The sequence below is a fragment of the Rossellomorea oryzaecorticis genome (assembly GCF_045897515.1).
Taxonomy (GTDB): Bacteria; Bacillota; Bacilli; order Bacillales; family Bacillaceae_B; genus Rossellomorea; species Rossellomorea enclensis.
This window is the reverse complement of sequence record NZ_JBJOSA010000002.1, coordinates 39,572-54,416: the sequence shown is the minus strand read 5'-3', so window position 1 is coordinate 54,416 and position 14,845 is coordinate 39,572. Positions and strand designations below refer to the sequence as shown.

At 41.8% G+C, this 14,845-nt stretch carries 17 protein-coding genes and 1 pseudogene; 3 read left to right on the top strand and 15 right to left on the bottom strand.

Annotated elements, in window-relative coordinates:
- Window positions 1-23: 23 nt before the first annotated feature.
- Window positions 24-200, bottom strand: a complete 177-nt coding sequence (locus ACKA06_RS02435; protein ID WP_169792809.1) for a hypothetical protein — start codon at window positions 198-200, stop codon at window positions 24-26.
- Window positions 201-864: 664 nt separating this feature from the next.
- Entirely contained in the window at window positions 865-1,008 is a 144-nt protein-coding gene (locus ACKA06_RS02430; RefSeq protein WP_411158976.1) for a hypothetical protein, read from the bottom strand.
- Between the two features lie 176 nt (window positions 1,009-1,184).
- Between ACKA06_RS02430 and ACKA06_RS02425 the strand changes: the two are divergent.
- A pseudogene (locus ACKA06_RS02425) lies at window positions 1,185-1,848 on the top strand (GNAT family N-acetyltransferase).
- A gap of 137 nt (window positions 1,849-1,985) precedes the next feature.
- Here ACKA06_RS02425 and ptsP read toward each other — a convergent pair.
- The 11 genes from ptsP to ACKA06_RS02370 all read right to left on the bottom strand — a co-directional run bounded on the left by ptsP (window position 1,986) and on the right by ACKA06_RS02370 (window position 11,525).
- Window positions 1,986-3,707 (bottom strand): phosphoenolpyruvate--protein phosphotransferase, encoded by a 1,722-nt coding sequence (gene ptsP, locus ACKA06_RS02420; protein WP_058298317.1) that lies wholly within the window; start codon window positions 3,705-3,707, stop codon window positions 1,986-1,988.
- Window positions 3,707-3,973: a phosphocarrier protein HPr gene (locus ACKA06_RS02415; RefSeq protein ID WP_032089054.1), complete on the bottom strand. Its 267-nt coding sequence runs from the start codon at window positions 3,971-3,973 to the stop codon at window positions 3,707-3,709. The genes ptsP and ACKA06_RS02415 overlap by 1 nt, the downstream gene beginning before the upstream one ends.
- Window positions 3,974-4,354: 381 nt before the next feature.
- The gene (locus tag ACKA06_RS02410) at window positions 4,355-4,642 is read right to left on the bottom strand and encodes a hypothetical protein (RefSeq protein ID WP_032089055.1); all 288 of its coding nucleotides are present in this window, start codon (window positions 4,640-4,642) and stop codon (window positions 4,355-4,357) included.
- Between the two features lie 108 nt (window positions 4,643-4,750).
- Window positions 4,751-5,533: an ABC transporter permease gene (locus ACKA06_RS02405; protein ID WP_198259412.1), complete on the bottom strand. Its 783-nt coding sequence runs from the start codon at window positions 5,531-5,533 to the stop codon at window positions 4,751-4,753.
- Between the two features lie 14 nt (window positions 5,534-5,547).
- Window positions 5,548-6,111 (bottom strand): ABC transporter ATP-binding protein, encoded by a 564-nt coding sequence (locus ACKA06_RS02400; RefSeq protein ID WP_052011653.1) that lies wholly within the window; start codon window positions 6,109-6,111, stop codon window positions 5,548-5,550.
- A gap of 148 nt (window positions 6,112-6,259) precedes the next feature.
- The gene (locus tag ACKA06_RS02395; RefSeq protein WP_411158975.1) at window positions 6,260-7,531 is read right to left on the bottom strand and encodes a hypothetical protein; all 1,272 of its coding nucleotides are present in this window, start codon (window positions 7,529-7,531) and stop codon (window positions 6,260-6,262) included.
- A complete protein-coding gene (locus ACKA06_RS02390) occupies window positions 7,501-8,697 on the bottom strand; it encodes a DUF58 domain-containing protein (RefSeq protein WP_411158974.1) in 1,197 nt (398 codons plus the stop codon). Before ACKA06_RS02390 ends, ACKA06_RS02395 begins: the two co-directional genes overlap by 31 nt.
- 5 nt (window positions 8,698-8,702) lie before the next feature.
- A complete protein-coding gene (locus ACKA06_RS02385) occupies window positions 8,703-9,635 on the bottom strand; it encodes an AAA family ATPase (protein WP_411158973.1) in 933 nt (310 codons plus the stop codon).
- Window positions 9,636-9,733: 98 nt separating this feature from the next.
- Window positions 9,734-10,471 (bottom strand): SDR family oxidoreductase, encoded by a 738-nt coding sequence (locus tag ACKA06_RS02380; RefSeq protein WP_411158972.1) that lies wholly within the window; start codon window positions 10,469-10,471, stop codon window positions 9,734-9,736.
- 143 nt (window positions 10,472-10,614) lie between these two features.
- On the bottom strand, window positions 10,615-11,202 hold the full coding sequence (locus ACKA06_RS02375) for a cell wall hydrolase (RefSeq protein ID WP_411158971.1): 588 nt from the start codon (window positions 11,200-11,202) through the stop codon (window positions 10,615-10,617).
- 131 nt (window positions 11,203-11,333) lie between these two features.
- Entirely contained in the window at window positions 11,334-11,525 is a 192-nt protein-coding gene (locus ACKA06_RS02370) for a hypothetical protein (protein WP_032089062.1), read from the bottom strand.
- 171 nt (window positions 11,526-11,696) lie between these two features.
- On the opposite strand from ACKA06_RS02370, the gene ACKA06_RS02365 reads away from it, so the two are divergent.
- Both ACKA06_RS02365 and ACKA06_RS02360 read left to right on the top strand, forming a co-directional pair.
- A complete protein-coding gene (locus ACKA06_RS02365; protein ID WP_032089063.1) occupies window positions 11,697-11,876 on the top strand; it encodes a YkvS family protein in 180 nt (59 codons plus the stop codon).
- A gap of 197 nt (window positions 11,877-12,073) precedes the next feature.
- Window positions 12,074-13,462 carry a DUF2254 domain-containing protein gene (locus ACKA06_RS02360; RefSeq protein WP_411158970.1) on the top strand — a complete coding sequence of 463 codons (1,389 nt, stop codon included), beginning with the start codon at window positions 12,074-12,076 and terminating at the stop codon, window positions 13,460-13,462.
- 50 nt (window positions 13,463-13,512) lie between these two features.
- On the opposite strand, the gene ACKA06_RS02355 is transcribed toward ACKA06_RS02360, so the two are convergent.
- Window positions 13,513-13,629: a DUF6254 family protein gene (locus tag ACKA06_RS02355; protein WP_231938030.1), complete on the bottom strand. Its 117-nt coding sequence runs from the start codon at window positions 13,627-13,629 to the stop codon at window positions 13,513-13,515.
- Between the two features lie 71 nt (window positions 13,630-13,700).
- Complete coding sequence (locus ACKA06_RS02350) at window positions 13,701-14,738, bottom strand: YkvI family membrane protein (protein ID WP_411158969.1); 1,038 nt, start codon at window positions 14,736-14,738, stop codon at window positions 13,701-13,703.
- Window positions 14,739-14,845 lie beyond the last annotated feature (107 nt).

Sequence of the window (14,845 nt, the reverse complement as noted above, 5' to 3'; positions counted from 1 at the left end):
GAAACCAAGGTCTGTCTTTTTCATTACTTCGTATATTCACCGTTGTTTTTAGGTGCTTTTTCTTTTTTTGCTTTATCTTTGTGAATCTTGTTTGCTGCTGCACTGCCCATTTCATGCGCGAATTCTTCATTTAAACGGGAAGAATCAAATCCCTTTTTATTTTTCTGCTGAGGATCATTCTTTTTTGTTCGCTTAGCCATTTTCTCAGGTCCCCTTTTCTCTTCTTATGCTTCTTTACTGAAACACTACAATTAGTATTAATCGCGGACTACATAAGTATTCAATCAAATCCTCCCATAAAAAAGAATAAAAAAAGACTGCCGGCTATAAAACCGGTCAGTCAAAAAAAAGGAAAAGGGGGTGTTAGTGAGAAATTAATCTCCAATTTCATGCTTAATTATAGGTTACCCCCCTTTTAAAATAACTAAACCAAAAAATAAAACTTTTATAAAAAATTTTTTTGGTTGTTAATATATACTGATTATTGCTCTACTCCAGAAGTTGATCGGAGTGCAATACGAAGACTCCAATGGATTATAACTTGTGCTCTCTGAGCCCTGCTGCCGCACAAATGCAAATGGCTTTGATTAGAGGCGGAAGCATAAGACGCCCCGGTGTTGAAGGCTTCCTTTGCTTTTCCAGCACGTCCAACCTATTGTTTGGGTATTTTCGGTAAGTGACGGAATAAATTTTAAAATTAAAAGATCTTCATCCCACAGAATTTGAAGATTATTGCCCGGAATTGAAAGAAAAAGTCCAGTTTTCGAAAGATTACGGGTCAAAATTAAAAGATTTCCCCGATCGCACCCCTTTCCGCAGGCCTCATTTTCGCATTCCCCGAGCCAAAACGCTGCTTTTACCTAATCAGGCGAGTGCAGCCATTTCGTCTCCTGCGTCAAGAACGCCTATAACCTCCATATAACCTACATAAAAATCCCGATCATTGCCCTCGAGGGTCTGGACCCTGGACCTGAACAGAATCTCCTGCGAGAATGCCTGTAGGCTCAACGTACGCCCGCAAAAAGCGAACTCTTGCACGTAAATCAACAGGGGTACAAAACCGGAACACTTTCAACTTTTAATAATTAGAGTATCTAGGTAAATTATTTTTGTGAAATACCTTTAAAAAAGCGCTTTCATAAAGTATAATGAACAAGTAAATTTCTGATAAATGGGGTTCGATCATGTATCGAAAACAACAATTTGTCTTCAGAAAAGATCAAATTCACAAGGCCACTATTCGAAACTATACCACTTCGGATTTCAACGGACTCATTAAAATCCAGAAGCGTGCCTTCCCTCCGCCATTCCCTCCGGAATTATGGTGGAATAAGGAACAACTGGCGAGTCATATTGACAACTTCCCATTAGGAGCACTATGTGTTGAAATCGATGGCAAGATTGCTGGCAGCATGACTGGTCTGATCGTCGACTTTGATCCTGCTCATCCTCATCATACGTGGGACGAAATAACGGATGACGGTTACATCCGCAATCACAGCGGGCTCGGGAATACATTGTATGTTGTCGATTTGTGCATCGATCCTGATTTTCGGGGATTCAAACTCGGGAAAGAATTGATGAATGCCATGTATGAAATTGTGGTGCATTTGCAGCTTGACCGCCTTCTGGGAGGGGGCCGCATACCCAACCTACCACAAATTTTCTGAACATTTAACCATTGATGAATATGTATATAAAATAACTTCGGGAGAGTATAAAGACCCCGTAATCACCTTCCTGCTTCAATGTGGAAGAACTCCATTGAAAGCAGTGAATGGATACCTTGATGATAAAGAATCTTGTAACTATGGCTTATTGATGGAATGGAAGAATCCATTCATTTAACCATAAAAAAAAAGGATTGAAAGCTGTACACTTTCAATCCTTTAGAAAAGGGGGAAATGAGAATGAAAAGGCCGTTTGGGTGCCTCAACTTCTTATTCTTTATTACATTACCCCCGCTTCAGACAAATAAACATTTTTTAGTCATTTGAAACAGCTTTTTCGACCGCCTTGATGACTTCATCATTTGTGTCGAGCTGAAGTACCTCTTCAGCAAGCTTTTTCATATCACTCTTGTTCAGACGATGGATTTGAGAACGTGCTCTCAAAATGGAAGTAGCACTCATCGAGAATTCGTCCAGTCCCAAACCTAGTAAGATTGGAACAGCAATTTCATCTCCAGCCATCTCACCGCACATACCTGCCCATTTGCCTTCTTTGTGAGCGGCATCAATGACCATTTTCACAAGGCGCAGGATAGCAGGATTGTATGGCTGATACAGGTAAGACACGCGTTCATTCATACGATCGGCTGCCATTGTATATTGGATCAAGTCATTTGTTCCAATTGAGAAGAAATCGACTTCCTTCGCGAATACATCAGCCATGACAGCAGTCGATGGAATTTCAACCATGATTCCCACTTCAATGCGGTCAGCAACCTTTGTACCATTCTCTTGAAGTGCTTTTTTCTCTTCTTCAAGAATCGCTTTTGCTTCGCGGAACTCCTGGAGATTTGAAATCATAGGGAACATGATTTTCAGATTTCCGTAAGGACTTGCTTTCAGCAAGGCTCTCAACTGCGTACGGAAGATGTCCTGTTCATCGAGACAAAGACGGATTGCACGATAACCAAGGAATGGGTTCATTTCCTTTGGAAGATTTAAGTATGGAAGCTCTTTGTCTCCCCCGATATCAAGCGTACGCACGACAACAGGTTTTCCTTCCATGCCTTCCAATACTGCTTTGTATGCTTCGTATTGCTCTTCTTCGGTCGGAAGCTCATCTCGTCCCATGTACAGGAATTCTGTACGATAAAGGCCGACTCCCTCACCGCCGTTGTTTCTTACACCTTCTAAATCTTTAGGTGTTCCGATGTTTGCTGCAAGTTCAACATGCTGGCCGTCTTTGGAAACTGTCGGCTCATTGACAAGCTTTGCCCATTCCGCTTTTTGTTCCTCATAGCGGGCATGTTCCTTCTTGTACTCTTCAATGACCTCAGGTGTAGGGTTGATATGTACTTCCCCATTTAAGCCGTCTACGATGACCACGTCTCCATTTTCAACGGAGGAAGTAATCGACTTTGTACCCACCACTGCAGGGATTTCCATTGAACGTGCCATAATAGCGGAGTGAGAAGTCCTGCCTCCGATATCAGTTGTGAATCCTTTAACGAACTGACGGTTTAATTGTGCAGTGTCAGATGGAGTCAGGTCCTCTGCAATGACAATCACTTCTTCAGTCACCATACTTGGGTTGGCAATTTGCACGCCAAGTAAATGTGACAGAACCCGTTTTGTTACGTCTCTTATATCTGCTGCACGTTCTTTCATATATTCGTTATCCATGGACTCAAACATATTAACAAACATATCAGCAGTTTCTTTCAGTGCATATTCAGCATTTACACTTTCAGTTTTCACTTTATCTTCAATAGGTGTCAATAATTCTGGATCGCTTAGTACCAAAAGATGTGCTTCAAAGATCTGGGCCTTGTCTTCCCCCAGGTCTTCCCTTGCCTTATCACGGATCGCTTCCAGCTCTGATTTAGAAGTTGAAATTGCTTTCTGAAAACGAGCAACTTCTTCGTCTGCATTTTCAACAGACTTCTTATCGAAGCTTAAATCAGGTTCTACCAGACGGTAGGCTTTCGCGATGGCAATCCCGTTAGATGCCGCAATGCCTTTTAAAATGCTTGACATTACTCAGCTAAACCTTCTTTATTTAATGTTTCTTCAAGGCTTTTAAGTGCTTCTTCTTCGTCGCTGCCTTCTGTAATGATTGTGATTTGAGCATCTTTACCGACACCTAGAGACATAACACCCATGATTGATTTCAAGTTTACTTTCTTTTCTTTGTATTCAAGATGTACATCGCTGTCGAATTTGCTAGCCGTTTGAACTAATAAAGTTGCCGGGCGGGCATGGATTCCTGTTTCAGCTGTAACTGTAAATGTTTTTTGTGCCATTATGAATCGACTCCTTATTCTACAATGTTTTTGGTTGCTTCATAAAAGTAATGGATTATGAAGAAAACGTCAACTATTTCTAGTGATTAATCCATTCTTCCTATAAGCCTGCTCAATAAAAAAGAATAGCATGCAATGGCGATATACACAATTGTAAAGCTTTATTTTTTTAGTATTTCATATATTTGCCACTATTATGTTTGCCATTTTAAGTTTCCCCCAAAAATGAGTTGCTGCGGTTGATTTCCGTGCAGGACTTCGTTTTCCGCAAGTGACCTGTGAGCCACCTCGGATTCATCTCTGGGAAATTAGCTTTTAACAGAGGGAGCAATCCGTCATTTAAACAAAAAATGAGATATTTCAAAAAGATCGAAGTTAGAATCAATCTCTTTTTTCAATATACTTATTATTCCTAACATTAATAGATGTGTTTTTAAGCAGTGTATTATACCCGATCCTGGCTTTGATCACTGTTCCGCTGAGTGTTGTTTGATGGTCTTCCGAGATATTGGTATATACGTTCACGAGGTCACAAATGCACCGTGCGAACAGTTCAGAGACTTGTTTCAGGTCTCTCGCTTCATAGCACGGTTCATCTTTCATCAATTCTTCTATAACATCCATCGCCAGACTCTTCACCCGAAGTGCTTGCTCTGTTTCATACTTCATAAAGATTTCTCCTCCCTATTCTTCTTTCTCTATCATATGCAGACATATAAGGTAAAAAGAACGGGAGGATCCTTCTTTCTATCATTTTTACCAAAACGGGAGATTAACCTAAATATTCAGCTGGGAATGTTTAGTGAAGAGGAACTTATAGCCTAAGTAAATGAATAGGATGACTGTCAGCGCAACACTTCCTACGATTCCAAGAAGAATGGCGATTTGATACTCGATTGCCACCAGCGGGCTGACACCTGAAAGAATCTGGCCGGTCATCATTCCCGGCAGGAAAATGATCCCCATGCCGATCATATTATTCAGAGTAGGCAGAATGGCAGAGTCGAAAGCATCATCGACATATTTCTTGGATGCCGCTTTTGGTGTAGCCCCCAACATCAATGCACCCTCCACTAATTCTCTCTGGTCTTTCAGCCCTCCGAGGAGCGTATTGAGCCCCAACGTGATCCCTGTCATTGAATTCCCGACGATCATTCCCGCTATCGGAATGAAATACCTCGGTTCATACCAGGGAGTGAAGTGAATGACTACGATATTGAAATAAAACAGGCAGCCAAGGGTACCGACCGTCATCGCAATACTAACCGTGGCTTTAAGCTGTTTACTTAACTCGTGTTTCACCTGTTTAAAGACATTCCGGATTGCGAATACCTCCATGACTAAGATGATCAACAATGTCAGCCACGGACTTGGGTTGTCAAAAATAAAAGTCAGGATGTATCCGGCGATGATCAATTGGAATGTCATTCTCAAAGATGCAATGATGATTTGCTTTTCCCGCGAAATCCCCCTTAGTTTTACGATGATTAACAAAAGCAGGATGAACGCATACGCTGCAATAAATCTCCAAAGCTCAATATTAATGATTCCTTTTTCCACCTGTCAATCGCTCCCTACCTTTTTGAAATCCTGATTATTTCGTCACCATATTGTTCAGCAACATTCGTTGAATGAGTCACCATAACCACTGTCCCCCCATGTTCCCGTGCAGCTACAATAAAGCTCTTCATCACTTCTAATTCTGTTTCCTCATCCAAAGCGGAGGTCGGCTCATCCAGCAGATATGCTTCAGGTTTCATCAGAAGCACCCTCCCAAGCGACAACCGCTGCCTTTCACCGCCGGATAGCTCTTTTGCATCCGTATCCAAATCCTTGTCCAGTTTCACAATTTTCAACGCCTGAGTCATTTCTTCACGGCTTGCGGTTTGCTTTTCAGAGAAAATCAATCCTTTCTGAAGATTTTCTTCTATGGTGTCACCAAAGAGTAAAGGTGTCTGAGATATCATTACCACTTCCCTTCGCAGATTCACAGGGTCCATATCCTTGATTGGATTGCCTTTATAATGAATCGTTCCTTTATCAGGTATGTACATTTTGTTGAACATTTTGAGAAGGGTGGATTTACCCGCACCGCTTTCTCCGATGATGCACGTATTTTTGTTTTCAGGTATGTCCATCTCTCCTATTTCCAGTATATCTTTGTAGACCAGGTCTTTGATGGCAAATAACAATAGCCAAACCTCCCTTTCCTTTATACACTGTTATCTTACCCTATGAACAAGCGAATTAAAAAAGCTGATGCAGGCTAAGCCCGCATCAGTTTATTTATCTATCTCTGTCATTCAAAGCAGTCATATGCTCTTTTGTGCGTTTTACAAAAGAGGATACTTCTTTTTCATCCGGGATCTTGGTTCCATATCTGACTGTTTCATATAGTTTAAAGAAAGCCTCATCTTCATTTAACCCCATTCTGAAAAACCAGGCCCGGATGTTTTCATTAGGTTTCCTGCCAATTTTTTTGGCAGCCGCCTCTTTTTCCAGCTCCTTCACCGCTTGTCGGATGGCATTCCCCGCTGCTGAATAATGAATAGCCCCTGAAATCTCTTTTTGTTTGAGCTCCCTCTTTTTAAACTTTGACATTAGAGGGGACATTTGACCACCGGTTTCTATTTCATATGCTATTTTCTTCTTTTTAATGAAATAGATGATGACACCCAGGATAAAGACAGCAATCAATATTTCGTTCAGCCAAGGATAAGACATTCCATCATAGAAAGCCGCTTGCTGTGCCTCATCAAGCTTTTCTTCAGGAAGCTTCAACCCAAAACCGGACAGCGTATCCCTCGAAATCTTACTCATGATCCAATCCCTTACCTTCACTAACAATGCAAATAAAGGATTGACAAGGAAGGAAAAGAGCCAGAATACTTTATTCAAAATCCAGTAAAACCCCATCCTTGCATATGAACTGAAAACCGATAAAACACCTCCTGCAGCCAACACAACGAGCAATACAGCAAAGGGCTTCATAAGATTTCTTTTATTAGAGCTCCCTTCACCGGTACCGCCTATGAGCATCCGCTGGAAGCTGGTCACGGTTGAAACAAGGGAAAACATTAGCAGGATCAGGGTCAGTATAATCATGCCATTACCCAAATCCCTTGCATTCCCTATGATAAGCGAAAAGGCAGATAGACATAAAAACCCTAGAATAATCGGGCTGGAGACATCAATTTGATCATCTTCACTTTGAAAATATGAGCCTATTCTCCAATGAAGAAATAATAGGATAACCGCCGTCATCCACAGGGTAATGTTAAACAGATAGAAACCTGCTGCCCCTGAAAACAGAAGGACTGAGTACAGTATCAAGGAATGAATGCCTTTCTTCTTGACCCAAATGATCATGGCCGGGTAAAGGAAGAGAAACACAACTGACATAAACGGGACGTATCGGGTCAGGATGCCCTCCTGTTCAATCAGCAGGGTTGCAGAGAGCATCACGAACAGAAGGTCCACCCCAAATAATAAACCTATTTTAAGCAGAAGCTGCTGCTCCCTGACGGTTAAGAAGGAATTTTCGATCTTTGTTTCCATATCGTGACGACTCCTTGTTTATCTTCAATATACATTGAGTAAATTTCCCTGTGACCCGCTCTGATCTTACTTAATCTTTTCTCACTTTCCACCGAAAGTATGCCTGCAGTGATCAATACTGAAGGGACAAGCTGACGGATGGAAAGATGCTGCAATACAATATGAAACGGAATCGTCGAATCGTCAGTCGATAATGCCGAAAGCATTTCAAGAGCTCTTTGCTGATGTTTCCTGCCTGTGCCTGACGGTAAGTAATAGAACGGGGTGATCCCCTGACTCCTGATATTCACTACCAGTGAAAAAGAAATCTGCTGCCCGGCAGCAAGATGCATTAAAAATGCAGTATGTTTAATGATCTTTTCGAGGTCCCTTGTAATCGAGTATTTTTCTGAAAGGTTTACGGCAATCATCCACTCTTTCTTCACTGCGGGTGCAAAGACCTTTGTCTGTAACACTTGCGTCCTTGCGCTTGCTTTCCAGTGTATGTCCTGAAACCTGTCACCAGGTACATATTCCCTTGTGCCTATCGGCTGAAATACATCGTAAAATAACGAATGCAGAGCAGGGACCTCGCCAATGTCATGGGAGTCATGATTATTCTCAAGCAAGACAGGAGCCGGGGTTGGGAATACCATGACAGTAGATTTTACTGGCTCCATCAAATCCATAAGCACTTTACCGCTTCCAAATAAATGAGGAATGAGGATTTGTACTTTCGTCAAACGGCAGAGGCCCCTTCTTTTACCTACAATCGGCAGAGAAACCTTTCCACTCTCCCCTCTCCCCATCGAAAAGGGAATCGACACTTCGATGTTTCCCCCGTGATATGTTTCAAAAGGAGTATCGGCCGGTTCTACGATATCTTTGAAAGTGAGTCTCAAAACAGCCCCCCATAACGGCATTCCTTCATTATCAAAATGGATTTCCCAGTTTCCTTTTTCTTCAGGGTGAAGACGTATGCGCTTCGGCAGCTGCCTTATTTTCAACTCTTTCCCGATATTTTCAAGGTACCATTTATGAATCCGAAAATAAGCGATACAGAGCAAAAATATCCCCGCTCCAGGGTAGAACTGAAAGAATAAGCTCGCTGTTGTCAGAATGATTAAAAGAATTTCACTTAATCCGTTATATGGTCCCTCCTCGATCACTTCACGCTTCCAAGTCACTTCCGCTACCTCGTTTCAACTGGAAGAATGATGGTTTCAATCAAGTTTGCTATAACTTCTTCCTCGGACTTGGTCAGTGAAGCTTCTGCGGTCAGTTGGATTCTATGCTGCAGGACATAAGGAGCTGCAAGTAAAACATCTTCAGGTCTGACAAAATCTCTGCCCTCAATAAAGGCCAGACCCTGTGCGGCTTTCAGAAGTGCCAGACTTGCTCTTGGACTTGCCCCTACTTCAATCAATTCGTGTTCTCTCGTTCCCCTTGTCATTTGCAGGATATATGACTCTATATCAGCTGAGACATGTACCTTCTTTACCTCTCTGGACAAAGCTTCTACTTCAGATAAACTCATGACGGCCCTCACCGCATTCAAAGGCGGTTCCGATTTAAAACGGCTCAAAATCATTCTTTCTTCCTCAAATTCAGGATATGTAAAAGGGATCTTCAGTAAAAATCGATCCAGCTGGGCTGCTGGAAGCGGAAACGTCCCCTGCTGTGATTCGATTGGATTTTGAGTGGCAACTACGATGAAAGGCGGGTTTAATGGAACCGTTTCGCCATCAATAGTAATTTGTTTCTCTTCCATGACCTCAAGTAAACTTGCCTGTGTTCTCGGAGTGGCACGGTTGATTTCGTCAGCCAGCAGGACGTTTGAAATCACCGGTCCGGTCCGGAGTTCAAATTCCTGGGTCTTGGGATTGAAGAACTGTATGCCGGTCACATCGCTTGGCAGGACGTCCGGGGTGAATTGGATCCTCCTGAACATTCCTTCTATGCATTGAGAGAATGTTTTCGCCAGTAATGTCTTGCCTGTCCCCGGAACGCTCTCCAGTAAAACATGACCACCTTGCAGCAAGGCAATCAAAAGCAGGTCTATTTCTTTGTCCTTTCCGACCAGTACCTTGTTCATTTCTTTTTTTATCTCTGTTAATTGTGTCATTCTGATCCCCCTTTTTCTGACCTAATTATAATGAAATAGTAAAAATATAGCAAATATTCATTATATTCATCAGTTCAAGAATCAGGAATCTCAAGTGGTTAATGTTCATAGATCATTTTTCTCGTCATGCCTCCGTCTATAACGAGATTTTCACCGGTGATGAAGTCGTTTTCAAGGTCAGCCAGAAAACGGCATGCCCTTGCAATATCTTCCGGTTTTCCTACACGCCCTGACGGATGCTGACTGTGATCTATTTCACGCAAGGCGGAATAGTCACCTGTTTCAATCCATCCGGGGCTGATGGAATTTACGCGGATGCCGTATTCCCCCAAGGTGATAGCAAGGGAGTGAGTCAAGCTTGAGATGCCCCCCTTGGTTGCAGAATAAGCTTCTGTATGGGGTTCAGACATCTGGGCTCTGGTGGAAGCAATATTGATGATTGCACCCCCTTTATCTTTCATTAGCCCGGCAGCCTCCCGTGAGCAGTGGAAGACACTGCTGAGGTTCGCGGATATAATGCTATTCCAATCCTCTGGCGTCATCTCCCAGAATGATTTGAATTTTGATACCCCCGCATTATTGACAAGTACATCGAGAAACTCGTGATTCCTTCGAATAGCTTGAAATCCGTTTTTGATTTCTTCAGGTGAGGAGACATCAATGTGATGGAACACGACTGAGCTGCCCCTTTTCACTTGTTCCCCCTCAAGCCTAACACCGGCTTCACGGTCTTTATCAAAGAAATGGACTACATCACCTAACTTGGCAAAATGCTCCACAAGCGATTCACCGATTCCATTGGCTCCTCCTGTAATACAGACTACACGCTTTGTCATACATCATCTCTCCTTCCTATTTTATACATAGATTAGATTACCCTTTTTGGGCAGGCAAAAAAACAGCTCCCATAAAAAAGATTAACCTGCCATATTAGTAGAATGGCAGGTTAATCGCTTTTCAACATATGTTGTTAATTTTATTATTTTGCAAAAACGTGGTTCCCGATCGTCAATACCGTATCGGTTGAAGTAATCCAGCTGCTGCTTGAAGTATCCGGGTTATAGAAAAACAGGGAACCCTGGCCCTGACCTCTAAAGGCAAGTGCTTCTTCTACGGCTTTTTTGGATTCATCCGAAGGACTATTATTGATTTCTCCATTTTGGACGGGTGAAAAGGCATAATGTCCATTGGAAACCTCGTATACTACTTCTTTAACTGAATCGGGAAACTCATCCGAGTCGACCCTGTTCAGGACAACAGTAGCAACTGCCACCTTGCCTGCATATGGCTCACCTTTTGCTTCAGCTTGAACCAGTTTTGCAAGCAGTGCTTTATCTTCTTCGCTTACATCTCTTTCCGGAAGGCTTATCGTTTGTCCCGGGTGGATCTCATGTGATTTCAAACCATTCTTTTTCATCAAATCTAGTACAGAAACAGAATTTGCTTTACCGATATCCCAAAGCGATTCACCATTCTTCACGGTGTGAACGCCTTCTGCCGCTGCCGCGGAACTAGTAAAAGCAAGCATGCTGATTGCTGCAAGACCTGAGATAATATGTTTTTTCATGTGATATTCCCCCTTAACGAGATTCACCCTATACAATAACAAGGTTGGTTAAGGATTTCATCCGGAAATGGTTACCTGCTCTAATCAAACCTGCCTTTATATCATAATGCTTGCAACACATTCATCACATCTCAGCTTCTCGGGTTCTCCAGATACTGATAACGTACATGGCCGCCGTGAGCGGCAATTCCCCTGAAATGTTTGAAATCCGGTTGTTTTACCAGGACAGCCCTGAAGGAAAGAAAATCTTCTTTTTCTACAGAGATTTCTTCTACTTCCTTATTCCTCAGTGCTTCCAGCATCTTTATGATTTCGCTTTCCATAATGGTATGAGCCTCCTCCCAAATTGTCTAATCTTATTGTAATCCACTCTAAGAATACTGCAAACATTAGTTTTTTTATTAAATTATTAGAAAACTCTTTACCTTTCAGTTCGTTTCAGTCAAAATATTAGTAATTGATTGTAGAATTTTGGCAAAAAGGAGATGCCTCTAATGAAAAAAGCAGAAATTGGAAATGTTATTGAATTTAAAGAAGGGTTAAAAGGAGTTGTGGAAAAAGTAAACGAGAATTCTGTCATTGTCGATCTGACTTATATGAAAAATTACAGGGATCTGGAACTTGAAGAAAAGACAGTTGTAAATCATAAAAACTATAAAATCATTGAGCAATAATCATTCCTTTTATTAGAGGGGGCCGGCTGCTCTATCATTACTTTTCTCTAAACACTAGCCATAATGGCCGGTGGAAGTGGGTACCGGCTGCCTGTACTAATCTAAATTTTTTACCGCGGGCGAAGGGAATGAATAGTTTCTTTTCTTTCGTTCAGGATATTCTTATAGCATATAAAACAAAAGGTGGCCCAACGAAGATGCATCTGAATGTCCATATCCTGAAAAAAGCCCAAAAAAGCTTTTGGTTCATACCGCTCGTTTTTTCATTGATTTCACTCGTGCTTGCACTTGTCACCTTTTCATTTGATTGGTGGCTGAGCAAGCACGACTATCCGCTGCTCCCTAAAGTATTGTTTGCCAACTTCGACTTAAGCATGACCATCATCAGTACCATTGCCTCTTCAATCATGACCATGACCACCATTACCTTTTCCACTATAATGGTTGTACTCACAACCTTTCTGTCCCAATATTCACCCAGGACACTTCAAAATTTCATCAATGACCGGCCAACCCAGCGCGTTCTTGCCATTTTTGTTTCAGGGGTCGTTTACTGCATCACCCTTCTTATTCTCCTGAAAGACGAATCCGGACAGGAGCTTTTCATTTCTGCTGCATTTGCTGCAATAGTGGCAATCATCTGCCTCTTTGTATTTGTTTATTTCGTTCATCATGTTTCGAACTGGGTTAAAGTCAGTAACCTTATTCATAATATTACGATTAAAACGAACCATAAAATTGAGAATAGCCCGCTTTACAGAAAAAAAGATAAATTGGAATCGACACACACTGGAATCGATCCCTTATCTTTTGAGGATACAGAGGCGTGTTACGTATATAGTAATGAATCCGGTTATCTGCAGCATATTGAAATTGAAGGGCTGCTTCATAGAGCGGTATCAAATGACTGCATTGTATGCATGATCAAGACGCCGGGCGAATATCTCCTGGAGGGAACCGCAGCAATGACAATCTGGTCGGAGGAAGATGATATAAAACCTGAAGAATATTTGAATTTTATTGTTCTGGGCCCGGATAAGGAACCGATCGAAGATATTGATCTCGGGATAAGAAAATTGGTCGAAATCGCCCTCAGAGCCATTTCTCCTGCCATAAATGATCCGAACACTGCTAAAAATTGCATCGAGGAGATAGGGATCATCTTATCAAAATTAGCAAGACACAAGCTTCCGGGATCTCATATTGCAGATGAAGAAGGCAATATACGCATCATCCTTGAGCAGCCGGATTTTGAGGATTATCTGTACCAGAGTTTTTATCAGCTGCGGCATTATGGTAAGCATGATATATCAGTGATCGCCGAAATGCTGAGATCACTCAGGATGATAGCAGAAAATAATAAGAAAGACGTTAAGAAGATCATTTGGACATTCAAGGATTATATCTTGGAAGGAATCGATTATGACAGCCTGCAAAACCTGGACATGAAGTTCTTGATGAAGCACCTCGAAGAACTGGCTTCCAGCTGCGGCCTGCCTGATTGGGACCGGGATGCAGTAAGAAATTCTTTTTTTCCAAATAAATATAAAACCGAAGACGCAAATCAAACGGTTGAAAACAATTAGATCAGCAATATATACAATAAAAGGGGAGTGGCCTGGAGCCACCCCCTTTATTATTTTCCTTTATCCGGCTGCGATAACTCTTTGAATGAAGGTACCTTGCCATGCGGTTTTTGGTCCTCTTTCCTTACATTCCATTGTCTTTCTTTTTCATGCTTCGATTTCGTCATTATGTTTCCTCCTTTATTAGCTACATGTTTATGTTAAGCAAAAAAAGAAGAATTAACCCCCCGAGGAGCGATCATTTTTCGCTGTCATGTTTCATCCAGAGAAGTACTAAAAACAATAGACTCAAATAACCGAACAACGGATATAAATATGATAATAATTCACTGTATTCAAAAAAGCTCAGTAAATAGATCATTGAAAAGATCGCCGTAAATGTAACGAGGGAAGGCCCTTTCCAATAACCTGCCAGCTGTTTCTCCAAACCGAACACACCGCCGATGACAGAAGTAAAGATTTCACCATAAATGATAAGGATATAGATAAAATACAACCCAGCAGCAAATGATTTCATCACTGCCGCCATTGGTATTTCATACAAAGTGACCTCCGGGATCAAGACCAGGGTCATATGGCTCGAGATCAAAATAAGCGTCAGAAACAAACCACCTAAATAACCTCCATATTTAATCACTTTCCTGTCCTCTACTTCACTCGCAACAGGCACAAGGACAGCCTGGGCCATAGCCAAATTGAAAGCAACATACGAAAAAGGGGCTACCACTGATTTCCAGCCGTCATCCACAGGCGGGATAGTCAGGAAAGCTTCTAAAAATCTTGCATCTGTAACCGAGTGTCCCATCAGGAATAAATTGAACATGATCATGAGCGGCACAACGAATGTGTTAACGGCAAAGAGTCCTTTCATACCGATCATCATTGTCAGGAAACCAAGCACGATTGTCAAGAGGACTCCAAACTGTTTTGGCATCAGAAGTTGTTCCTTGAATACTGCGCCTGCACCTGACAGCATGACCGCCGATACACCGATCAGCATCACCATCATCATGATATTCATGAATTTTGAGAACCATTTCCCAAAAAGGTATTCGTTAAATTGTTCAAAGGACTTTGCCTTCATATCATGTGACTTGAGCATGATCCGTGTACCCATTGTAATGAATAAGTATCCACTGAATAAGATGGCGATGAAACCGATGAATCCAAAACGGGTGAAAAATTCCACTATTTCCCTTCCCGTTGCGAACCCTGCACCGATTACCGTTCCGACATACACAGCAGCGATTTGAAATGCCCCTGATATTCTTTTCATTCACTCACCTCATACCTCTTCTACTTCACTCTATGTACAAGCTGAAGAAATCAGAAGCAAAAGGACAATAAATTACCTATTTACTTGAATGAGGTACTTGTTTTAAC